Origin of the sequence: Streptomyces rishiriensis (assembly GCF_003112535.1) — a bacterium.
GTDB classification, from domain to species: Bacteria; Actinomycetota; Actinomycetes; order Streptomycetales; family Streptomycetaceae; genus Streptomyces; species Streptomyces rishiriensis.
Window position 1 is genome coordinate 436,912 of sequence record NZ_BEWA01000002.1, and the last position, 20,814, is coordinate 457,725.

General features: G+C 71.3%; 17 protein-coding genes. 14 read left to right on the forward strand and 3 right to left on the reverse strand.

What is annotated here, in order from left to right; genetic code table 11:
• Positions 1-75 precede the first annotated feature (75 nt).
• The 11 genes from Sri02f_RS03635 to Sri02f_RS03685 all read left to right on the forward strand — a co-directional run bounded on the left by Sri02f_RS03635 (position 76) and on the right by Sri02f_RS03685 (position 14,391).
• Complete coding sequence (locus Sri02f_RS03635; RefSeq protein WP_108999587.1) at positions 76-1,692, forward strand: carboxyl transferase domain-containing protein; 1,617 nt, start codon at positions 76-78, stop codon at positions 1,690-1,692.
• 12 nt (positions 1,693-1,704) lie between these two features.
• The gene (locus Sri02f_RS03640) at positions 1,705-3,741 is read left to right on the forward strand and encodes an acetyl/propionyl/methylcrotonyl-CoA carboxylase subunit alpha (protein WP_108999588.1); all 2,037 of its coding nucleotides are present in this window, start codon (positions 1,705-1,707) and stop codon (positions 3,739-3,741) included.
• A gap of 11 nt (positions 3,742-3,752) precedes the next feature.
• Positions 3,753-4,688 carry a hydroxymethylglutaryl-CoA lyase gene (locus Sri02f_RS03645; RefSeq protein ID WP_108999800.1) on the forward strand — a complete coding sequence of 312 codons (936 nt, stop codon included), beginning with the start codon at positions 3,753-3,755 and terminating at the stop codon, positions 4,686-4,688.
• Positions 4,689-4,694: 6 nt separating this feature from the next.
• Entirely contained in the window at positions 4,695-5,855 is a 1,161-nt protein-coding gene (locus Sri02f_RS03650; RefSeq protein WP_108999589.1) for an acyl-CoA dehydrogenase family protein, read from the forward strand.
• A gap of 323 nt (positions 5,856-6,178) precedes the next feature.
• Complete coding sequence (locus Sri02f_RS03655; protein ID WP_108999590.1) at positions 6,179-7,228, forward strand: ABC transporter substrate-binding protein; 1,050 nt, start codon at positions 6,179-6,181, stop codon at positions 7,226-7,228.
• A 133-nt stretch (positions 7,229-7,361) separates the two neighbouring features.
• Complete coding sequence (locus Sri02f_RS03660) at positions 7,362-8,183, forward strand: siderophore-interacting protein (protein ID WP_108999591.1); 822 nt, start codon at positions 7,362-7,364, stop codon at positions 8,181-8,183.
• 197 nt (positions 8,184-8,380) lie between these two features.
• On the forward strand, positions 8,381-9,823 hold the full coding sequence (gene desA / locus Sri02f_RS03665) for a lysine decarboxylase DesA (RefSeq protein WP_108999592.1): 1,443 nt from the start codon (positions 8,381-8,383) through the stop codon (positions 9,821-9,823).
• Complete coding sequence (locus Sri02f_RS03670; RefSeq protein WP_373865061.1) at positions 9,780-11,090, forward strand: lysine N(6)-hydroxylase/L-ornithine N(5)-oxygenase family protein; 1,311 nt, start codon at positions 9,780-9,782, stop codon at positions 11,088-11,090. Before desA ends, Sri02f_RS03670 begins: the two co-directional genes overlap by 44 nt.
• On the forward strand, positions 11,087-11,638 hold the full coding sequence (locus Sri02f_RS03675) for a GNAT family N-acetyltransferase (protein WP_108999594.1): 552 nt from the start codon (positions 11,087-11,089) through the stop codon (positions 11,636-11,638). Before Sri02f_RS03670 ends, Sri02f_RS03675 begins: the two co-directional genes overlap by 4 nt.
• A complete protein-coding gene (locus Sri02f_RS03680; protein WP_108999595.1) occupies positions 11,635-13,422 on the forward strand; it encodes an IucA/IucC family protein in 1,788 nt (595 codons plus the stop codon). Before Sri02f_RS03675 ends, Sri02f_RS03680 begins: the two co-directional genes overlap by 4 nt.
• 102 nt (positions 13,423-13,524) lie before the next feature.
• The gene (locus Sri02f_RS03685; protein ID WP_108999596.1) at positions 13,525-14,391 is read left to right on the forward strand and encodes a DUF4429 domain-containing protein; all 867 of its coding nucleotides are present in this window, start codon (positions 13,525-13,527) and stop codon (positions 14,389-14,391) included.
• Positions 14,392-14,558: 167 nt separating this feature from the next.
• Here Sri02f_RS03685 and Sri02f_RS03690 read toward each other — a convergent pair whose 3' ends face one another.
• Positions 14,559-16,121, reverse strand: coding sequence for a purple acid phosphatase family protein (locus tag Sri02f_RS03690; RefSeq protein WP_108999597.1), 1,563 nt, complete (start codon positions 16,119-16,121; stop codon positions 14,559-14,561).
• A 186-nt stretch (positions 16,122-16,307) separates the two neighbouring features.
• Between Sri02f_RS03690 and Sri02f_RS03695 the strand changes: the two genes are divergently transcribed.
• Together Sri02f_RS03695 and glmS are read left to right on the forward strand one after the other, a co-directional pair.
• Positions 16,308-16,565 carry a hypothetical protein gene (locus Sri02f_RS03695; protein WP_069769676.1) on the forward strand — a complete coding sequence of 86 codons (258 nt, stop codon included), beginning with the start codon at positions 16,308-16,310 and terminating at the stop codon, positions 16,563-16,565.
• Between the two features lie 24 nt (positions 16,566-16,589).
• Positions 16,590-18,407: a glutamine--fructose-6-phosphate transaminase (isomerizing) gene (gene glmS / locus Sri02f_RS03700; RefSeq protein WP_108999598.1), complete on the forward strand. Its 1,818-nt coding sequence runs from the start codon at positions 16,590-16,592 to the stop codon at positions 18,405-18,407.
• Between the two features lie 151 nt (positions 18,408-18,558).
• On the opposite strand, the gene Sri02f_RS03705 is transcribed toward glmS, so the two are convergent.
• Positions 18,559-19,125: a GPR1/FUN34/YaaH family transporter gene (locus Sri02f_RS03705; protein WP_108999599.1), complete on the reverse strand. Its 567-nt coding sequence runs from the start codon at positions 19,123-19,125 to the stop codon at positions 18,559-18,561.
• A gap of 147 nt (positions 19,126-19,272) precedes the next feature.
• Positions 19,273-19,800, reverse strand: a complete 528-nt coding sequence (locus tag Sri02f_RS03710) for a universal stress protein (RefSeq protein WP_107443814.1) — start codon at positions 19,798-19,800, stop codon at positions 19,273-19,275.
• Positions 19,801-20,169: 369 nt separating this feature from the next.
• Here Sri02f_RS03710 and Sri02f_RS03715 point away from each other — a divergent pair, with 369 nt between their 5' ends.
• On the forward strand, positions 20,170-20,499 hold the full coding sequence (locus Sri02f_RS03715) for a hypothetical protein (protein WP_108999600.1): 330 nt from the start codon (positions 20,170-20,172) through the stop codon (positions 20,497-20,499).
• Positions 20,500-20,814 lie beyond the last annotated feature (315 nt).

Sequence of the window (20,814 nt, forward strand, 5' to 3'; positions counted from 1 at the left end):
GTTAGCGGTCGTTAACCTGGAGGAAATGGTTAACGCTCATTAACAGTCGATCACTGGCGTGAGGGGACCGCGAGGATGGAAGAGGCACCGGAGCTGACGAGCGCGGCGGATCCCGCGTCGGAGGCCTGGAGGGCCAACGAGGAGGCGCACCGCGCGCTCGCCGAGGAGCTGCGCGGCAGACTCGCCGCGGCCCGGCTGGGAGGCGGTGAGAAGGCGCGGGCCCGGCACACCGCGCGCGGCAAGCTGCTGCCCCGCGACCGGGTCGACACCCTCCTGGACCCGGGCTCGCCGTTCCTGGAGCTCGCCCCCCTCGCCGCCGACGGGATGTACGGCGACCAGGCCCCGGCCGCCGGCGTCATCGCCGGGATCGGGCGGGTCGGCGGGCGCGAGTGCGTGATCGTGGCCAACGACGCCACCGTCAAGGGCGGCACGTACTACCCGATGACGGTCAAGAAGCACCTGCGCGCCCAGGAGGTGGCGCTGGAGAACCGCCTGCCCTGTCTGTACCTGGTGGACTCCGGCGGGGCCTTCCTGCCCATGCAGGACGAGGTGTTCCCCGACCGCGACCACTTCGGGCGGATCTTCTACAACCAGGCCCGGATGTCCGGGGCCGGGATCCCGCAGATCGCGGCCGTGCTCGGCTCGTGCACGGCCGGCGGAGCGTACGTCCCCGCCATGAGCGACGAGGCGGTCATCGTCCGCGGCCAGGGCACGATCTTCCTGGGCGGGCCCCCGCTGGTGAAGGCCGCCACCGGCGAGGTCGTCACCGCGGAGGAACTCGGCGGCGGCGAGGTGCACGCGCGCGTGTCGGGCGTGACCGACCATCTGGCGGAGGACGACGCGCACGCGCTGCGGATCGTGCGCGACATCGTCGCCACGCTCCCCGCGCGCGGGCCCCTGCCCTGGCAGGTGCGGCCGTCCGTGGAGCCCAAGGTCGACCCCTACGGGCTGACCGGCGCCGTCCCGGTCGACTCGCGCACCCCCTACGACGTGCGGGAGGTCATCGCGCGCGTGGTCGACGGCTCCCGCTTCGCGGAGTTCAAGTCCGAGTTCGGGCAGACCCTGGTCACCGGCTTCGCCCGGATCCACGGCCACCCGGTCGGGATCGTCGCCAACAACGGCATCCTGTTCTCCGAGTCCGCCCAGAAGGGCGCCCACTTCATCGAGCTGTGCGACCAGCGGGGGATCCCCCTGGTGTTCCTGCAGAACATCTCCGGGTTCATGGTCGGCAAGGACTACGAGGCGGGCGGCATCGCCAAGCACGGCGCGAAGATGGTGACGGCCGTGGCGTGCACGCGCGTGCCGAAGCTGACGGTCGTCGTCGGCGGGTCGTACGGCGCGGGCAACTACTCCATGTGCGGCCGGGCCTACTCGCCCCGCTTCCTGTGGATGTGGCCCAACGCCAAGATCTCCGTCATGGGCGGCGAACAGGCCGCCTCCGTCCTCGCGACGGTCAAGCGCGACCAGCTGGAGGCCGGCGGCCAGGAGTGGCCCGCCGAGGACGAAGAGGCCTTCAAGGACCCGATCCGCGCGCAGTACGAGCGGCAGGGCAACGCCTACTACGCGACCGCCCGGCTCTGGGACGACGGGGTCATCGAACCGCAGGAGACCCGGCAGGTGCTGGGCCTGGCCCTGACGGCCTGCGCCAACGCGCCGCTGGGCGAGCCCCGGTTCGGCGTCTTCCGGATGTGAGGAGGGGACTTCATGTTTGACACAGTGCTCGTGGCCAACCGGGGCGAGATCGCCGTCCGCGTCATCCGCACGCTGCGCGCCATGGGCGTGCGCTCGGTGGCGGTCTTCTCCGACGCCGACGCGGACGCCCGGCACGTCCGGGAGGCGGACACGGCCGTCCGGATCGGCCCGCCGCCCGCCGCCGACAGTTATCTGTCCGCCGACCGGCTGCTGGAGGCGGCCGCGCGGACCGGCGCCCAGGCCGTCCACCCGGGGTACGGCTTCCTGGCCGAGAACGCCGGCTTCGCCCGCGCGTGCGCCGACGCGGGGCTGGTCTTCATCGGGCCGCCCGCCGAGGCCATCGCTCTCATGGGCGACAAGATCCGGGCCAAGGCGACGGTACGGGAGGCCGGGGTTCCGGTGGTGCCCGGATCGAGCGGCAGCGGCCTGACGGACGACCAGCTCATCGCCGCCGCGCACGAGATCGGCGTCCCCGTGCTGCTGAAGCCGAGCGCGGGCGGCGGCGGCAAGGGCATGCGGCTGGTGCGCGATGCGGCGCTGCTGCCCGAGGAGATCGCCGCCGCCCGCCGTGAGGCCCGCGCCTCCTTCGGCGACGACACCCTCCTCGTCGAGCGGTGGGTGGACCGGCCCCGGCACATCGAGATCCAGGTCCTCGCCGACGGCCACGGCAACGTGATCCACCTCGGCGAGCGCGAGTGCTCGCTGCAGCGCCGGCACCAGAAGATCGTCGAGGAGGCGCCCAGCGTCCTGCTCGACGAGGCCACGCGCGCGTCGATGGGCGAGGCGGCCGTGCAGGCGGCGCGCTCCTGCGGGTACCGCGGGGCGGGCACGGTGGAGTTCATCGTGCCGGGCGGCGATCCGTCCTCGTACTACTTCATGGAGATGAACACCCGGCTGCAGGTGGAGCATCCGGTCACCGAACTCGTCACCGGCCTGGACCTGGTGGAGTGGCAGCTGCGGGTGGCCGCCGGCGAACCGCTGCCCTTCGGCCAGGAGGACGTGCGGCTGACCGGGCACGCCGTCGAGGCGCGCGTCTGCGCCGAGGACCCCGCGCGCGGGTTCCTGCCGTCCGGCGGCACGGTGCTGCGGCTGCGCGAGCCACAGGGCGACGGCGTGCGCACCGACTCCGGGCTCAGCGAGGGCGCCGAGGTCGGCAGCCTCTACGACCCCATGCTGTCCAAGGTGATCGCCTACGGCCCGGACCGGGAGAGCGCCCTCAGGAAGCTCCGGGCGGCCCTGGCCGGCACGGTCACGCTGGGCGTGCAGACCAACGCCGGGTTCCTGCGGCGGCTGCTGGCCCACCCGGCGGTCGTGTCGGGCGACCTGGACACGGGGCTGGTGGAACGGGAGGCCGCGTCGCTGGTCACGGCCGACGTCCCGCCGGACGTCTACGCGGCGGCGGCCCTGTTGCGCCAGGCCGCGCTGGACCCCGCGCCCGGCGCCGGCTGGGTGGACCCCTTCTCGGTCGCGGACGGCTGGCGCCTCGGCGGCGAGCCCGCCTGGACCGCGCACCACCTGCACGTGCCCGGACACGACCCGGTGACGGTCCGTGTGCGCGGCACGGCCGACGGCGGGCGGGAGGTGCTGCTCGACGGGGAGGGGACCCCCCGCCGCAGCTCCGGGATCCTGCCCCCGCGGCCGGACGACCCCCGCTTCGTCTGCCGGCTCGACGGCGTCACGCACGCCTTCGCCGCGCTGCCCGACGGCACCTGGCTGGGCCGCGACGGCGATGCCTGGCAGGTGCGCGACCACGACCCGGTGGCCGCCTCCCTCACCCGGGGGGCCCACGCGGGCGCCGACTCGCTCACCGCGCCCATGCCCGGCACGGTCACGGTCGTCAAGGTCGCCGTGGGCGACGAGGTGGCCGCGGGCCAGAGCCTGCTGGTCGTCGAGGCGATGAAGATGGAGCACGTCATCTGCGCCCCGCACGCCGGCACCGTCGCCGAACTCGACGTGACACCGGGCACGACGGTCGCCATGGACCAGGTGCTCGCCGTCGTCGCCCCCGCGGATGACCCGGCGACCGACCCGGCGAAGGAGGAGAAGTGACGACGCTCCCCATGACCGTGCCCGCCGCGGGCCTGCCCGCGCGGGTGCGCATCCACGAGGTCGGCGCCCGCGACGGTCTGCAGAACGAGAAGACGACCGTGCCCACGGACGTCAAGGCGGAGTTCGTGCGCCGCCTCGCCGACGCGGGCCTCACCACCATCGAGGCCACCAGCTTCGTGCACCCGAAGTGGGTCCCCCAGCTCGCGGACGCCGAGCAGCTGTTCCCGCTGGTGAGCGATCTCGACGTGGCGCTGCCGGTGCTGGTGCCCAACGAACGCGGGCTGGACCGGGCGCTGGCGCTGGGCGCGCGCGGCGTCGCCGTCTTCGCCAGCGCCACCGAGTCCTTCGCCAAGGCCAACCTCAACCGCACGGTGGACGAGGCGCTGGCCATGTTCGAGCCCGTGGTGGCCCGCGCCAGGGCTCAGGACGTACGGGTGCGCGGCTACCTCTCCATGTGCTTCGGCGACCCGTGGGAGGGCGCGGTCCCGGTCGAGCAGGTCGTCCGGGTCTGCCGTGCCCTGCTCGACATGGGCTGTCACGAGCTGAGCCTGGGCGACACGATCGGCGTGGCCACCCCGGGCCATGTGCGGGCCCTGCTCACCGCGCTGAACGGACAGGGCGTCCCCACCGACGCGTTGGGGGTGCACTTCCACGACACCTACGGTCAGGCGCTCGCCAACACCTTCGCCGCGCTCCAGCACGGCGTGACCACCGTCGACGCCTCGGCGGGCGGTCTCGGCGGCTGTCCGTACGCCAAGTCCGCCACCGGCAACCTCGCCACCGAGGACCTCGTGTGGATGCTGCGGGGCCTCGGCATCGACACCGGGGTGGACCTCGGCCGTCTCGTCGCCACAAGCGAGTGGATGGCCGCCCTTCTGGGCCGACCCAGCCCGTCCCGCACCGTCCGAGCACTCGGCACCACGACACAGCCCCACAAGGAGCAGTGACCCGACATGGACCACCGTCTCTCCCCCGAACTGGAAGAACTTCGCCGCACGGTCGAGGAGTTCGCGCACGACGTGGTCGCGCCCAAGATCGGCGACTTCTACGAGCGGCACGAGTTCCCCTACGAGATCGTCCGCGAGATGGGCCGCATGGGCCTGTTCGGGCTGCCCTTCCCCGAGGAGCACGGCGGCATGGGCGGCGACTACCTCGCCCTGGGCATCGCGCTGGAGGAACTCGCGCGGGTCGACTCGTCCGTGGCGATCACCCTGGAGGCCGGGGTCTCGCTGGGCGCGATGCCGATCCATCTCTTCGGCACGCCCGAGCAGAAGCGCGAGTGGCTGCCGCGGCTGTGCTCCGGCGAGATGCTCGGCGCCTTCGGGCTGACCGAGCCGGACGGCGGCTCGGACGCGGGGGCGACGCGCACCACGGCCCGTCTCGACCCCGACACCGACGAGTGGGTGATCAACGGCACGAAGTGCTTCATCACCAACTCGGGCACGGACATCACGGGGCTGGTCACGGTCACCGCGGTGACGGGCCGCAAGCCGGACGGCCGGCCGCTGATCTCCGCGATCATCGTCCCGTCCGGCACCCCGGGCTTCACCGTCGCGGCGCCCTACTCGAAGGTCGGCTGGAACGCCTCCGACACGCGTGAGCTGTCCTTCTCCGACGTGCGCGTCCCGGCGGCGAACCTGCTGGGCGAGGAGGGCCGCGGGTACGCGCAGTTCCTGCGGATCCTCGACGAGGGGCGCATCGCCATCGCCGCGCTGGCGACGGGTCTCGCCCAGGGCTGCGTGGACGAGTCGGTGAAGTACGCGAAGGAGCGGCATGCGTTCGGCCGTCCGATCGGCGCCAACCAGGCCGTCCAGTTCAAGATCGCCGACATGGAGATGAAGGCCCACACGGCCCGCCTGGCCTGGCGGGACGCGGCCTCGCGGCTGGTGGCCGGAGAGCCGTTCAAGAAGGAGGCGGCGCTGGCGAAGCTGTACTCCTCCACGATCGCCGTCGACAACGCCCGTGAGGCCACCCAGGTGCACGGCGGCTACGGGTTCATGAACGAGTACCCGGTGGCCCGTATGTGGCGCGACTCCAAGATCCTGGAGATCGGCGAGGGCACGAGCGAGGTGCAGCGGATGCTGATCGCCCGCGAGTTGGGACTCCCCGCCTGACCGGACGCCGTCCCGCGCACGCCCCTGCGCACCCCGCCACCCTCGGCACCCTCGGCACCCCGGCACCCTTGCGCTTCTGCGCCCCCCCCCATCAGCCGCCCGGCGGCCTCAGGTCACCCCTTGAGGCCGCCGACTCCGTTTCACCGACGCCCCGCTGACGGGTCGTCCGCCGCCGATCGACAGGCAGGTCACAGGCGTGGGACAGGTGTCGCCGGGGGCGGTCCCGGGCTCCGGGCCGCCCTCTGGACACGAGCTGAGGTTAGGCTAACCTACATTCGAATCGTCCTCGGGTGATCCCGCCCCGTTCGAAAGTGGCCACACTCATGTCCAACGCCAGCGCCGTCCGTCCCACCCGCCGTGGCATCCTCGCCGCCGGTGGCGCCCTCGGCCTCGGCGCCGTGCTCGCCGCCTGCGGGGACGAGGACGCGAGCAGCAGCGGCTCCGGGTCGCCGGCGAGCGCCTCGGCGAAGTCCGGCCCCTGGACCTTCAAGGACGATCGCGGCACCACGGTGAAGCTCGACGCCGTCCCCGCGAACATCGTCGCCTTCACCGGCGTCGGCGCGGCCCTCCACGACTACGGGATCCAGGTCAAGGGCGTCTTCGGGCCGACCAGGACCACCTCGGGCAAGGCCGACGTGCAGGCCGGCGACATGGACGTCAGCAAGGTGACGGTCCTCGGCAACGTCTGGGACGAGTTCAACGTCGAGAAGTACGCGGCCCTCGCGCCCGACGTCCTCATCTCCACGATGTTCGACAGCGCCGGTACCCTCTGGTACGTCCCCGAGGCCTCCAAGGACAAGATCGCGAAGCTCGCCCCCAGCGTCGGCATCTCCGTCTACGACCGCCAGCTGACCGCTCCGCTCCAGCGCATGTGGGAGCTGGCCGAGTCGCTGGGCGCCGACATGACGGCGGCCTCGGTCACCGGGGCCAAGAAGAGGTTCGAGGACGCGGCCGCCCGGCTGCGCGCCGCCGCCAAGGCCAAGCCCGGCATCAAGGTGATGGCCGGTTCCGCGAGCCCCGAGCTGTTCTACGTCTCCGGCACCGACCTCTCCGTCGACCTGGAGTACTTCAAGGCCCTCGGCGTGAACTTCGTCGAGCCGCCGGCCGCCGCCAAGGCCCAGGGCGGCGGCTGGTACGAGTCGCTGAGCTGGGAGAACGTCGACAAGTACCCGGCCGACATCATCATGATGGACGACCGTTCCTCGACCATCCAGCCCGCCGACATCACCGAGGCGACCTGGAAGAAGCTGCCCGCGGTGAAGGCCGGCCAGGTCATCGCGCGCTCCCCCGAGCCGATCCTGTCCTACGACAAGTGCGTGCCGCTGCTGGAGAACCTCGCCGCGGCGCTGGAGAAGGCGAAGAAGGTCGCCTGACGAGGGCGACCCGACGCTGCGGGCGCGCCGCGGGCGCAGCCGCAGCGGTCGCGCCCATGTGGCGGAGCCGCGCGCCGACGCGGCCCCGCGCCCCTGAGTGAGCCGCCCCGTCCCACGTCTTCAGGAGCCCCCCATGACCACCGCCGTCGCCGCCCCCTTCCGGTTCTTCTCGCTCCAGGTCGCACAGACGCGGCGGCTGTCGCCGTCCCTGGTCCGGGTGAGTCTCGCCGGGGAGGACCTGCGGCACTTCTTCTCCGACGGGCGCGACCAGTCGCTGTCGCTTTTCCTGCCGCATCCGGGCCAGGAGGAGCCGCAGGTCCCCGTCGAGCTCGGGGACGGCTGGTGGCAGGGATGGCGTGAACTGCCGGACGGGGTACGGGCGGTGATGCGTTCGTACACGCTGAGCGCGCTGCGCGCCGACGCGCTCGGGCGCACGGTCGGGATCGACGTCGACTTCGTGCTGCACACCCCCGCCGGGCCCGCCTCCGCGTGGGCGGCGCGGGCGGTCGCCGGCGACCGGGTGGTGCTGCTCGGGCCCGCGGCGGCCGACAACCGGGCGATCCGGTTCCGTCCACCGCACGACGCCGACCTGCTGGTGCTCTGGGGCGACGAGAGCGCACTGCCGGCCGTCGCGTCCATCCTGGAGTCGCTGCCGGCCGGACAGCGCGCCCGGGTCTGGCTGGAGGTCCACGACCCCGCCGACGTCCGGGAGTTGACGACCCGCGCGGCCGCCGAGGTGACCTGGGTGGTCGGGGAGGCCTCGGTCGACGCCGTCCGCGCGGCCGCCCTGCCGCCCGCGGCGAACCCGTACGTCTGGATCGCGGGCGAGTCGGGATCCGTGAAGGCGCTGCGCCGGCACTTCGTGCAGGAGCGGGGTGTGGACCGCCGCCGGGTCACCTTCGTCGGGTACTGGCGCCGGGGCATGAGCGAGGAAGAGCTCCGCGAGACCGCCTAGCGAACACCGGGCCCCCGCAGCGGACCCGCGGGGGCGCACACGTGACCACCGTCACGGCACACTCAGGATCAGGGTGATCAAAGTTAGGTTAGGCTTACCTAAGTTGATCTGGGATCCGTCCCCGAAACGCTCCGGTCCGCCCCCGAACCGCCCCGCTCCGCCCCGGACCCCGTCCCCACCCCCGGAGGGCCCCCACCATGCGCTCGCACCTGCTCAATGACACGACCGCGGAGCACTACCGCCGCTCCGTGACCGAAGGAGTAGAGCGGGTGGCCGCCAAACTCGCCGCCACCGACCGTCCGTTCACCGGCGTCACGGCCGACGCCCTCGCGCCCCGCATCGACGCGATCGACCTCGACCGGCCCCTGGGCGACACGGCCGCCGTGCTCGACGAGCTGGAGGAGGTCTACCTCCGCGACGCGGTCTACTTCCACCACCCCCGCTACCTCGCCCACCTCAACTGCCCCGTGGTCATCCCCGCCGTGCTGGGCGAGGCGGTCCTGTCCGCCGTCAACTCCTCCCTCGACACCTGGGACCAGTCGGCCGGCGGCACCCTCATCGAGCGCAAACTGATCGACTGGACGTGCGCCCGCACCGGCCTCGGCCCCGCCGCCGACGGCGTGTTCACCTCCGGCGGCAGCCAGTCCAACCTCCAGGCCCTGCTGCTGGCCCGCGAGGAGGCGAAGTCCGACTCCCTGGCGAGACTGCGCGTCTTCGCCTCCGACGTCAGCCACTTCAGCGTGCAGAAGTCGGCGAAACTGCTCGGCCTGGGCCCGGACGCGGTGATCACCGTCCCCGTCGACCACGACAAGCGCATGCAGACCGTGGCGCTCGCCCACGAGCTGGAGCGCTGCCGGAAGGACGGCCTCGTCCCCATGGCCGTCGTCGCCACCGCCGGCACCACCGACTTCGGCTCCATCGACCCGCTCCCCGAGATCGCCGAGCTGTGCGCCCAGTCCGGCGCCTGGATGCACGTCGACGCCGCCTACGGCTGCGGGCTCCTCGCCTCCGTGAAGTACCGGGACCGCATCGACGGCATCGAACGGGCCGACTCCGTCACCGTCGACTACCACAAGTCCTTCTTCCAGCCCGTGAGTTCCTCCGCCGTCCTGGTCCGGGACGGGTCCACGCTGCGGCACGTCACCTACCACGCCGAGTACCTCAACCCGCGCCGCACGGTGCAGGAGCGCATCCCCAACCAGGTGGACAAGTCCCTGCAGACCACCCGCCGGTTCGACGCCCTCAAGCTGTGGATGACCCTGCGCACGATGGGCGCCGACGGCATCGGCCGGCTGTTCGACGAGGTCTGCGACCTGGCCGTCGACGGCTGGCGCCTGCTGGCCGCCGACCCGCGCTTCGACGTCGTCGTCCAGCCGTCGCTGTCCACCCTCGTCTTCCGCTACATCCCCGCCGCCGTCACCGACCCGGCCGAGATCGACCGCGCCAACCTCCACGCCCGCAAGGCGCTGTTCGCCTCCGGCGACGCGGTGGTCGCGGGCACCAAGGTCGGCGCCCGCCACTACCTGAAGTTCACCCTGCTCAACCCCGAGACCACGACCGACGACATCGCCGCCGTCCTCGACCTGATCGCCGGCCATGCCGAGCAGTACCTGGGAGAGTCCCTTGACCGCGCTTGCTGAATCCACGGACACCGTCCATGACTTCGTGGGGATCGGGCTCGGCCCCTTCAACCTCGGACTGGCCTGTCTGACCGAGCCCATCGCCGAACTCGACGGCCTGTTCCTGGAGTCGAAGCCCTGCTTCGAGTGGCACGCGGGGATGTTCCTCGACGGCGCCCACCTCCAGACCCCGTTCATGTCGGACCTGGTCACCCTCGCCGACCCGACGTCCCCCTACTCCTTCCTCAACTACCTGAAGGAGAAGGGCCGGCTGTACTCGTTCTACATCCGCGAGAACTTCTATCCGCTGCGCGTGGAGTACGACGACTACTGCCGCTGGGCCGCCGACAAGCTGACCAGCGTGCGCTTCTCGACGACGGTCGCCGAGGTGACCTACGACGAGAGCGACGAGCTGTACGCGGTGCGGACCACCGACGGGGACGTCCACCGCGCCCGGCACCTGGTCCTCGGCACCGGCACCTCCCCTCACGTCCCGCAGGCCTGCGCCGGCCTCGGCGGCGACTTCCTGCACAACTCCCGCTACGTGCAGCACAAGGCGGAGCTGCAGAAGAAGGAGTCGATCACCCTGGTCGGCTCCGGGCAGTCGGCCGCCGAGATCTACCTCGATCTGCTCTGCGAGATCGACGTGCACGGCTACCGGCTGAACTGGGTCACCCGCTCCCCGCGCTTCTTCCCGCTGGAGTACACCAAGCTCACCCTGGAGATGACCTCCCCCGAGTACGTCGACTACTTCCGGGCCCTGCCGGAGCAGACCCGCTACCGCCTCGCCGACGAGCAGAAGGGCCTGTTCAAGGGCATCGACGGCGATCTCGTCAACGAGATCTTCGACCTGCTCTACCAGAAGAGCCTCGGCGGCCCCGTCCCCACCCGGCTCCTCACCAACTCGGCCCTCACCGGCGCGAGCCACGCCGACGGCACGTACACGCTGTCCTTCCGCCAGGAGGAGCAGGGCAAGGACTTCGAGCTGAGCAGCCAGGGGCTGGTGCTGGCCACCGGTTACCACTACGCCGAGCCCGCGTTCCTCGCGCCGGTCCGGCACAGACTGCGCCGCGACGCCCACGGCAACTTCGACGTCGGCCGCAACTACGCCATCGACACCACGGGCCGGGGCGTGTTCCTGCAGAACGCGGGCGTGCACGCGCACAGCGTCACCTCGCCCGACCTCGGCATGGGTGCCTACCGCAACAGCTACATCATCCGCGAGCTGCTCGGCAGCGAGTACTACCCGGTCGAGAAGACGATCGCGTTCCAGGAGTTCGGCGTATGACCATCCCCGCGGCCGTGGGCCGCCTCTCCCTGCGTCCCCTCGACCCGCTCCGCGACGCCGGGCTGCTGCACCGCTGGGTGACGCACCCCAAGGCCGCCTACTGGATGATGCAGGACGCGGAACTCGTCGACGTCGAACGGGCCTACACGGACATCGCCGCCGACGAGCACCACCATGCGCTCCTCGGACTGCACGACGGCGAGCCGGCCTTCCTGATGGAGCACTACGACCCCGTCCACCGCGAGCTGGTCGGCCTGTACGAACCGCTCCCGGGCGACGTCGGCATGCACTTCCTGGTCGCCCCCACGGACCGGCCGGTGCACGGTTTCACCCGCGCGGTGATCACCGCCGTCGTGGCGCACCTCTTCGCGGACCCGGCGGTGCGGCGCGTCGTCGTCGAGCCGGACGTCTCCAACAAGGCCGTGCACGCCCTCAACGAGGCCGTCGGCTTTGTTGCCGAGCGGGAGATCCGCAAGCCGGAGAAGACGGCGCTGCTGAGCTTCTGCACCCGCGAGCGGTTCGCCGCCGCGACGGGGGTGACCGCATGAGCCTCGCCGACGCCGTGGCCCACCTCTCCCCCGAACACTGGGCGAAGGCCAACCGTCTGCTGGTGCGCAAGGCCCTCGCGGAGTTCGCCCACGAGCGGCTCGCCACGCCCGAGGAACTCGCCACGGCCGAGGGCAAGGAGGGCCGGTACGCCGTCCGCAGCGACGACGGGCTGACGTCCTACCGATTCACCGCCGTCCGCCGCGCCCTCGACCACTGGCAGGTCGACGCCGACTCAATCACCCGTACGCGCGACGGAGCCGAACTCCCCGTCGAGGCACTGGACTTCTTCGTCGAGCTGAAGTCGTCCCTGGGGCTCAGCGACGAGATCCTGCCGGTCTATCTCGAGGAGATCTCCTCCACCCTCTCCGGCGCCTGCTACAAGTTCGCCAAGCCCGAGGTCACCTCGGCGGAGCTGGTCCGCAGCGGGTTCCAGGCCATCGAGACCGGGATGACCGAGGGCCACCCCTGTTTCGTCGCCAACAACGGGCGGCTCGGCTTCGGCATCCACGAGTACCTGGCGTACGCGCCGGAGACGGCGAGCCCCGTGCGGCTGGTGTGGCTGGCCGCGCACCGTTCGCGGGCCTCGTTCACGGCCGGCGCCGGCATCGAGTACGCGTCCTTCGTGCGCGAGGAGCTGGGCGCCGCGACCGTCGACCGGTTCGACGCGGTCCTGCGCGAGCGCGGCCTGGACCCGGCCGACTACCTCCTCATCCCCGTCCACCCCTGGCAGTGGTGGAACAAGATCACCGTCACCTTCGCGTCCGAGATCGCCCGCGGGAACCTGGTGTGCCTGGGCGAGGGCGACGACGAGTACCTGGCGCAGCAGTCGATCCGCACCTTCTTCAACCGGACCCACCCCGAGAAGCACTACGTCAAGACCGCCCTGTCCGTGCTCAACATGGGCTTCATGCGCGGACTGTCGGCCGCCTACATGGAGGCCACCCCGGCCATCAACGACTGGCTGGCCCGGCTCATCGACGACGACCCGGTGCTGAGGTCGACCGGTCTGTCGATCATCCGTGAGCGGGCCGCCGTCGGCTACCGGCACCTGGAGTACGAGGCCGCGACGGACCGCTACTCGCCGTACCGCAAGATGCTGGCGGCGCTGTGGCGGGAGAGCCCGGTGCCGGCGCTGCGGGAGGGCGAGTCGCTCGCGACGATGGCCTCGCTGATCCATGTGGACCACGAGGGGCGGTCGGTGGCCGGCGCGCTCGTCGAGCGCTCGGGCCTGCCCCCGGCACAGTGGCTGCGCGCCTACCTCCAGGCCTACTACACGCCGCTGCTGCACAGCTTCTACGCCTACGACCTGGTGTTCATGCCGCACGGCGAGAACACGATCCTGGTGCTGAAGGACGGCGTCGTGCAGCGGGCGGTCTACAAGGACATCGCCGAGGAGATCGCCGTCATGGACCCGGACGCGGTGCTGCCGCCCGAGGTCCGGCGCATCCGCGTGGACGTGCCCGAGGACAAGAAGCTCCTGTCGATCTTCACGGACGTCTTCGACTGCTTCTTCCGCTTCCTCGCGGCCGGCCTCGCCGCCGAGGGCGTCCTGGAGGAGGACGAGTTCTGGCGCACGGTCGCCGAGGTCACCCGCGCCTACCAGGAGGCGAACCCCCGACTGGCCGACCGGTTCCGCCAGTACGACATGTTCGCCCCCGAGTTCGCCCTGTCCTGCCTCAACCGCCTGCAACTGCGCGACAACCGGCAGATGGTGGACCTGGCCGACCCGTCGGGCGCCCTCCAGCTGGTCGGCACCCTGCGGAACCCCGTCGCGGGGTTCTGACCAGGCCCGGCGGGCTCCCCGGGTACGGTCCCCGGGGAGCCCGCCGTCGTGTGCCCGCCGGGCCGCCGTGTGCCCGGCCCGGGGCGGTGGAACAATCCCCGCATGGCGGAAATCCTGCAGAAGGACGGCACGTGGATCTTCGACGGCGACGCCCTGCGGCTGACGCCGGGACGGGACAGGAACGTCGGACTGCTGCGCCGGGAGCTGGGTGAACTCGTCGTCCCGCTACGGGCGTTGGCGGGGGTGTCGTTCGAACAGGGGAAGAAGGCCGGGCGGCTCAGGCTGCGGCTGCGGGACGGGGCGGACCCGCTGCTCCAGGCGACGGGCGGCCGGCTGGCCGAGCCGCACGATCCGTACCAGCTGCTCGTCGAGTCCGACCGGTACGGCGTCGCCGAGTACTTCGTGGACGAGGTGCGCAACGCGCTGCTGCTGGACGAGGTCCCGTCCGACCCGGTGGACGCCTATCTCCTCCCCGGCCCTTCCGTGCCCCTGTCCGTCTCCGCGGGGGACGGCACCGCGAGCTTCGACGGCGAGACCGTACGGCTGGAGTGGAACTGGAAGACGGAGGAGGCCAAGTCGTCCGCGGGGCCCCGCACACTGTCGGTCGCGGAGATCGACGGCGTGGAGTGGCAGCCCTCGGCGGGTCTGGAGAACGGGGCTCTGCGGTTCCGCCTGCGGCACGCGCCCGCCACGACCCCGCCGAAGTACGACCCGAACGCCGTGGAGCTGTGGGGCTTCAGGAAGGACCCGCTGATGGCCCTGGTCGCGGCGGCCGTGCAGGCACGGCTCCCGCATCCGGCCGCAGGCGCCGAGGACGCCGTACGGCCGCAGCTGCCCGGCCCTGCCGCCGAGGGCGGCCACGACGCGCTGCTGCGGCGGCTGCGCGAGCTCGGCGAACTGCACCGCGACGGCGTCCTGACGGACGACGAGTTCGCCCTGGCCAAACATGCGGTCCTCAAGCGCCTCTAAGGCCTGTCGTTTGGACCACCCCGCAGACGCGGGGGCCGGCATCGGCAGGTCCCGCCGATGCCCTGCGACCTGATCCGAACGACAGACCCCAGCGCGGGTGAGGACCGCCTGCCGGCCGGCGCCGGCGCCGGGGGTGCGCGCCCCGCCTTCCGGGCGCGCCGGCCCGGCTACTTCGCCTTGCGGGCCACCGTGAAGTGGTCGATCCGGTCGCCGGTCTCCGCGATGCCCTGGACCTTCAGGGTCGTGTAGTGGCCCTTGGGCGCGGGGGTCACGTCCACGCGCAGGAACGAGTAGTTCAGGTAGCGCACGCGCGACCAGGCGACCGTCTCGTTCTGCTTGCCGTCCTTGAGGTTGACGAACGAGGCCACCGAGTCAACCTCGTGCTCATGGCCCTCGTAGGAGTCCGGGGCGGTGAAGGCGTACAGGCTGCGGCCCGCCGCGCCCGCCGTGACGTAGACGACGCCCTCGGTCTCGGGGTAGGCCGTGCCGCCGATGGGGAGCTTCTTGGTGACGGTGTTGCCCTTGATGACGTCGGTGCGCTCGTACTGGTGGTTGTGGCCGTTGATGACCAGGTCCACCTGGTACTTGTCGAACAGCGGCACCCACTCCTGGCGCACGCCGCCCTCCGAGGCGTGCGCGGTCGAGGTGCAGTACGCGCAGTGGTGGAAGAACACCACGACGAAGTCGATGTCCTTCGAGGCGCGGAACTTCTTGAGCTGCGCCTCGAACCACTTGGTCTGGGTGCCGCCTGATATGCCGAGGTTGGCCGGGATCTCGAAGGAGACGTCGTTGGGGTCCAGCGAGACGACCGCCGTGTTGCCGTAGACGAAGGAGTAGACGCCCGGCAGGTTCTTCTTGTCGGGGCCGTTGTCGGGAAGGTTCCAGCGGGCCTCCTCGCCGCCGTAGCCGTTGGGCGAGTACCAGGCCTCCATGTCGTGGTTGCCGTACGACACCATCCACGGCACCGACTTGGCGACGGACTCGGTCTGGGCGAGGAACTGGTCCCAGGTGCGCGAGTCGAAGACGGTGTCGGAGGTCTTGCCCTGCCCGGCGGGGTCGCCGTAGGCGATGTCGCCGGCGTGCAGGTGGAAGGCCGGGTTCTGGCCGAGGATCAGGCTGTCGTTGGCCAGGGCGTGGTAGCTGACGCCCTGGTCGCCGAAGGCCGTGAAGGTGAAGGGCGCCTTGTGGGCGGGGGCCGTGGTGAAGGTGCCCAGGGTGCCCAGCAGGTGCGGCGCGGCCGGGTCGAAGCCCGCGTGGCCGACGCCGTAGTAGTACGTCCTGCCCGGCTTGAGGCAGGTGAGCTCGGCGTGCACGTAGTACTGGGTGTGGTCGCCGCTGGCGCCGACGCCGGCCGGGGTGTACAGGGTGCGCACCTCGGCCTCGATCTTGCGGGAGAGGTCCCAGGGGTGGGCGCCGATGCGGATGAACGGCTTCTTCACCGCGACCGGGACCTGCCAGGAGACGGTCATCTCGGTGCGCGGGTCGGTGCCGTAGGCGAGGTGGCGGCCGAAGGGGGCGACGAGAGCGCCGTCGACGGTCTCGGTGTGCGAGAGCGGCTGGGTGGGAACGGCGGCCTGTGCCGTGGCGCCGGTGACGAACGCGCCACCCGTGACGGCGCCCAGGGTGACCGCGCCGCCTCTGATCATCGTGCGCCGGGAGAACTTGGCGCGCAGATACTCGTGCTGCTCGGCCATGCTCATGCGGTCGGCGAGCTGCTCGGGTACGCCCATGCGAGGAGTGTCCATGACGTCTGAAACTCGTCGCCTCCGGCTACGGGCCGCAAGACGCCGAATGGACGGTTCGCGAACAGCGCCCCATAACACATTCAATGTTCTCCCAAGGCTCCCTAACAGCCGTCTGCCCGAAATCGGGCACGATTCTTGCGAAACCGGCTCGCGTCCCTCAGGATCTACCGGGTGCACGACGAACTTGTTGATCACCTGACGCGTTCCACGCCCCTGCAGCGGGGCGAGGCGCTGCGGGTGATCCAGGACGTGCTCGCCTACTTCGACGAGACGACCGAGGACTTCGTCCGTCGCCGCCACCGCGAGCTCCAGGCCCAGGGCCTGGTGAACGCGGAGATCTTCGAACGGATCGAGGCGGACCTGAAATACCGTGCGGTGGCGCCGCCCGAGCTCACGCTCAGGCAACTGCGGCGCATCGTCTACGGCTGAACCGAAGCTTGGGGATACGTATACATGTGCGGAATCGTCGGATACATCGGGAAGCGTGACGTCGCTCCCCTGCTCCTGGAGGGCCTGCAGCGCCTGGAGTACCGCGGGTACGACTCGGCGGGCATAGTCGTCACCTCCCCGAAGACGGCCGGCCTGAAGATGGTCAAGGCCAAGGGCCGGGTGCGCGACCTGGAGGCCAAGGTCCCGGCGCGCTTCAAGGGCACCACCGGCATCGCCCACACCCGCTGGGCCACCCACGGCGCTCCCTCCGACGTGAACGCCCACCCGCACATGTCGGCCGACCTCAAGGTCGCCGTCGTCCACAACGGCATCATCGACAACGCCTCCGACCTGCGGAAGAAGCTGGAAGCCGACGGCGTCGAATTCCTCTCCGAGACGGACACCGAGGTGCTCGTCCACCTCGTGGCCCGCGCCCAGGCCGAGAAGCTCGAGGACAAGGTCCGCGAGGCGCTGCGCGTGGTCGAGGGCACCTACGGCATCGCCGTGATGCACGCCGACTTCTCGGACCGCATCGTCGTCGCCCGCAACGGCTCCCCGGTCGTCCTCGGCATCGGCGAGAAGGAGATGTTCGTCGCCTCGGACATCGCCGCGCTGGTCGCCCACACCCGCCAGATAGTCACCCTCGACGACGGAGAGATGGCCACCCTCAAGGCGGACGACTTCCGCACCTACACCACCGAAGGCACCCGCACCACGGCCGAGCCCACCACCGTGGAGTGGGAGGCCGCCTCCTACGACATGGGCGGCCACGACACGTACATGCACAAGGAGATCCACGAGCAGGCCGACGCCGTGGACCGCGTGCTGCGCGGCCGCATCGACGACCGCTTCTCCACCGTGCACCTCGGCGGCCTCAACCTGGACGCCCGCGAGGCGCGCCAGATCCGCCGTGTGAAGATCCTCGGCTGCGGCACCTCGTACCACGCGGGCATGATCGGCGCCCAGATGATCGAGGAGCTCGCCCGCATCCCCGCGGACGCCGAGCCCGCCTCCGAGTTCCGCTACCGCAACGCGGTCGTGGACCCCGACACGCTGTACATCGCCGTCTCGCAGTCCGGTGAGACCTACGACGTGCTGGCGGCCGTCCAGGAGCTGAAGCGCAAGGGCGCGCGGGTGCTGGGCGTGGTCAACGTGGTCGGCTCGGCGATCGCCCGTGAGGCGGACGGCGGCGTCTACGTGCACGCCGGCCCCGAGGTCTGCGTCGTGTCGACCAAGTGCTTCACCAACACGACGGTGGCCTTCGCGCTGCTCGCCCTGCACCTCGGCCGCACCCGCGACCTGTCGGTGCGCGACGGCAAGCGGATCATCGAGGGTCTGCGCAAGCTGCCCGCCCAGATCGCCGAGATCATGGGGCAGGAGGCGGAGATCGAGAAGCTGGCCGAGGAGCTCGCCGAGGCCCGCTCGATGCTCTTCATCGGCCGCGTCCGGGGCTACCCGGTCGCCCGTGAGGCCTCGCTGAAGCTCAAGGAGGTCTCGTACATCCACGCCGAGGCCTACCCGGCCTCCGAGCTCAAGCACGGTCCGCTGGCCCTCATCGAGCCCGCGCTCCCGACGGTGGCGATCGTCCCCGACGACGACCTGCTGGAGAAGAACCGCGCGGCCCTGGAGGAGATCAAGGCCCGCAGCGGAAGGATCGTCGCGGTCGCCCACCGGGAGCAGGAGAAGGCCGACCGGACGATCGTCGTCCCCAAGAACGAGGACGAGCTCGACCCGATCCTCATGGGCATCCCGCTCCAGCTCCTCGCCTACTACACGGCGAAGTCGCTGGGCCGGGACATCGACAAGCCGCGCAACCTGGCGAAGTCGGTCACCGTCGAGTAGTCGCCCCTCGCCGCGCGGGCCGACCGCGCGAGCAGGCCCCGCCGGTCCTCGGCGGCCGGGCAACCGGAACGGGCCCCCCGTGCTGCCACCATGCACGGGGGGCCCGCTCCATTCGCCGGGGACGCCCGACTCCCCGGCGCCGGCTGCCGGTTCAGCCCGCGGCCGTCACGCCGGGGCGGGCAGCACGTCGAGGGAGCGCCGTGGGCCAGTGCGCCAGAGCCGCCGTCGCCGCGTACCAGGCGACCGCGCCCGCCGCGACGGCGAACCAGCCGCCCGCCTCGGTGAGTCCGTCGCCGCCGGCGAAGCGGGCGACGGCCATCAGCACCAGACCGACGCAGAACAGCCCGTAGGCCGCCTGGCCGAGCCGGTCGCCGCCGGCGAGGGTCAGGGAGAGCGCCACGAGGGCGAACAGGAGCAGGAAGAGCCCTGCGGCGTTGTCGGAGACCTGGGCGCCGGCGGAGACCGCCCAGGTGAACCAGAAGGCGCCGAGGACGGTGTAGGCGGTGCCTGCGGCCGCGTCCCGGTCGCGCAGGGCGAACAGTCCGGCGACGAACAGCGCGACACCGCCGACGTAGTGGGCGAGGGACACGGCGTCCGCGGCCGTCACGCCGTCGATGAGGTCGGTGTACCCGAGTCCGAAGGCCAACAGGGTGACGCCGAGGGCGAGTCGGCCGGCGATCGTGATGGTGCTGCTTCCCGCAGAGACGTCGTTGTCCACGGCAAGCTCCCTTCAGGCATGTGCAGTTGTGTGAGCGATATATGCCCTTCACAAAGGCACAAACACCCCTACGCGTCAGTAGTCTCATCTCGCGCGCACAGGGGACCCGAAGCGCCGGGATCTCATCCCACCTGGGAGAACGGGGAGTTACGGAATGACGACGACGGGGCGCTTGGCCCGCTTGGCGAGCCGGCCCGCGACGGAACCGAAGAGCCGGCCGACGAGGCCGTGCGTGGATCCGACGACGATCGCGTCGGCCTCGTACTCCCGCCCGACCTCTTCGAGCTCGTGACAGATGTCGCCGCCGCGCTCGACGAGGATCCAGGGCACCTCGGCGAGGTAGTCCGCACACGCCAGCTCCAGACCGAGCACCTCGGTGCGATGGTCGGGCACGTCGACGAAGACGGGCGGCTCGCAGCCCGCCCACACCGTGGTGGGCAGCCGGTTGGCGACATGGACGATGATCAGGCCCGACCCGGAGCGATGGGCCATGCCGATGGCGTACGCGAGAGCGCGTTCGCTGGACGTGGAGCCGTCGAAACCGACGACCACCCCGTGCTTGAAGGCGGGATCGCAGGAATGACGTGCCTCTTCAGCCGCCAGGGGCTCGGCCGCCGTAGGGTCGGCGACGGGCCGCTTGCGGTCCGCGGGTTCGAAGAATTCGTGACCGGCCATGGCTGTCTCGGCGTATCGATCCTTATACGGGTGGGACGGCGGTGAGCGGCGGAGCTGTCCGGGAATCCTCTTCCCAACCCCATACCCCCAAGGGTACGGCGGCACGCCTCCTGGGCCCAGTGCCCGCACGCCCCCGGTGGGGGTTCCAGGGAGCATGCACGAGCGGACGCCCGTAACGCAATGGTTGCTGCCCCGTACAGGCGGTTTGCGCGGGATTCACCGAGACCCGGACCCCTCCTGACAGTGACCGACCGCTCGAACAGGCGTTGAACCCCGTGAACCGGTGATCCCCGTGAGCCGCCGCCCGCCGACCGAGCCCCGCGGCACCGCCCCCGCCGCAGCGCCGCCGCCCAGGAAGGAGCCCGCCCGATGCCCTCGCCCCGCACCACCCCCGAGCCCCGCGCCGCCGAAGACCGGACGACCGACCTGATTCGCTGGGCGGCCTTCACCTGTGTCCTGGTGCCGGTGGTCCTCCTCTGGTACGGCGCCTCCCTCGCCGGGGCCGCCGGCACCGCCCTCGGCCTCGCCGCCGTCACGGCCGTCTGCCAGGTGCTGCTGCGCCGGTCCGAGCGGTGTGCGGCCCGGCCGGCGGCCGAGGAGCCCGCGCCCGGGGCGCACCACCCGGGGCACCGCCAGCGCACCGGAACGGGGTCCCGTCGCGGGGGTCGTCACTCCGGGGGAAACTCACCGGTCGGTTGACCGGTTTTCACGCACGGACCCGCTTGTTTTCAGCCAACTTCCGGTAAGTGTGCATCCCTTGCCGTAACCACCCCTCACCCCCCGTTCCACCTGCACGGAAAGGGCCTCGGGGGACCCGTGCACCCTACGGGGATTGGCCACCGCACCGAGGCGCACTTCCCTGCACGGCCCACGAGTGCAACGCTTCGTGATCGAATGCTTCACGCCAAGTTGCCATGTCGACAATCTGCCGGGTAGTGAACTGGCCACGTCGGCATCGTGCGACACGTTAGATTCGATCTTGACTGTCTACGGCGGGGGACTCGTGCAGGACCG

Excerpts from the sequence above, each read along its gene's own strand:
- Sri02f_RS03635 (WP_108999587.1), top strand. The coding sequence starts at position 76 with ATGGAAGAGGCACCGGAGCTGACGAGCGCGGCGGATCCCGCGTCGGAG.
- Sri02f_RS03640 (WP_108999588.1), top strand. The coding sequence starts at position 1,705 with ATGTTTGACACAGTGCTCGTGGCCAACCGGGGCGAGATCGCCGTCCGC.
- Sri02f_RS03645 (WP_108999800.1), top strand. The coding sequence starts at position 3,753 with ATGACCGTGCCCGCCGCGGGCCTGCCCGCGCGGGTGCGCATCCACGAG.
- Sri02f_RS03650 (WP_108999589.1), top strand. The coding sequence starts at position 4,695 with ATGGACCACCGTCTCTCCCCCGAACTGGAAGAACTTCGCCGCACGGTC.
- Sri02f_RS03655 (WP_108999590.1), top strand. The coding sequence starts at position 6,179 with ATGTCCAACGCCAGCGCCGTCCGTCCCACCCGCCGTGGCATCCTCGCC.
- Sri02f_RS03660 (WP_108999591.1), top strand. The coding sequence starts at position 7,362 with ATGACCACCGCCGTCGCCGCCCCCTTCCGGTTCTTCTCGCTCCAGGTC.
- desA (WP_108999592.1), top strand. The coding sequence starts at position 8,381 with ATGCGCTCGCACCTGCTCAATGACACGACCGCGGAGCACTACCGCCGC.
- Sri02f_RS03670 (WP_373865061.1), top strand. The coding sequence starts at position 9,780 with ATGCCGAGCAGTACCTGGGAGAGTCCCTTGACCGCGCTTGCTGAATCC.
- Sri02f_RS03675 (WP_108999594.1), top strand. The coding sequence starts at position 11,087 with ATGACCATCCCCGCGGCCGTGGGCCGCCTCTCCCTGCGTCCCCTCGAC.
- Sri02f_RS03680 (WP_108999595.1), top strand. The coding sequence starts at position 11,635 with ATGAGCCTCGCCGACGCCGTGGCCCACCTCTCCCCCGAACACTGGGCG.
- Sri02f_RS03685 (WP_108999596.1), top strand. The coding sequence starts at position 13,525 with ATGGCGGAAATCCTGCAGAAGGACGGCACGTGGATCTTCGACGGCGAC.
- Sri02f_RS03690 (WP_108999597.1), bottom strand. The coding sequence starts at position 16,121 with ATGGGCGTACCCGAGCAGCTCGCCGACCGCATGAGCATGGCCGAGCAG.
- glmS (WP_108999598.1), top strand. The coding sequence starts at position 16,590 with ATGTGCGGAATCGTCGGATACATCGGGAAGCGTGACGTCGCTCCCCTG.
- Sri02f_RS03710 (WP_107443814.1), bottom strand. The coding sequence starts at position 19,800 with ATGGCCGGTCACGAATTCTTCGAACCCGCGGACCGCAAGCGGCCCGTC.
- Sri02f_RS03715 (WP_108999600.1), top strand. The coding sequence starts at position 20,170 with ATGCCCTCGCCCCGCACCACCCCCGAGCCCCGCGCCGCCGAAGACCGG.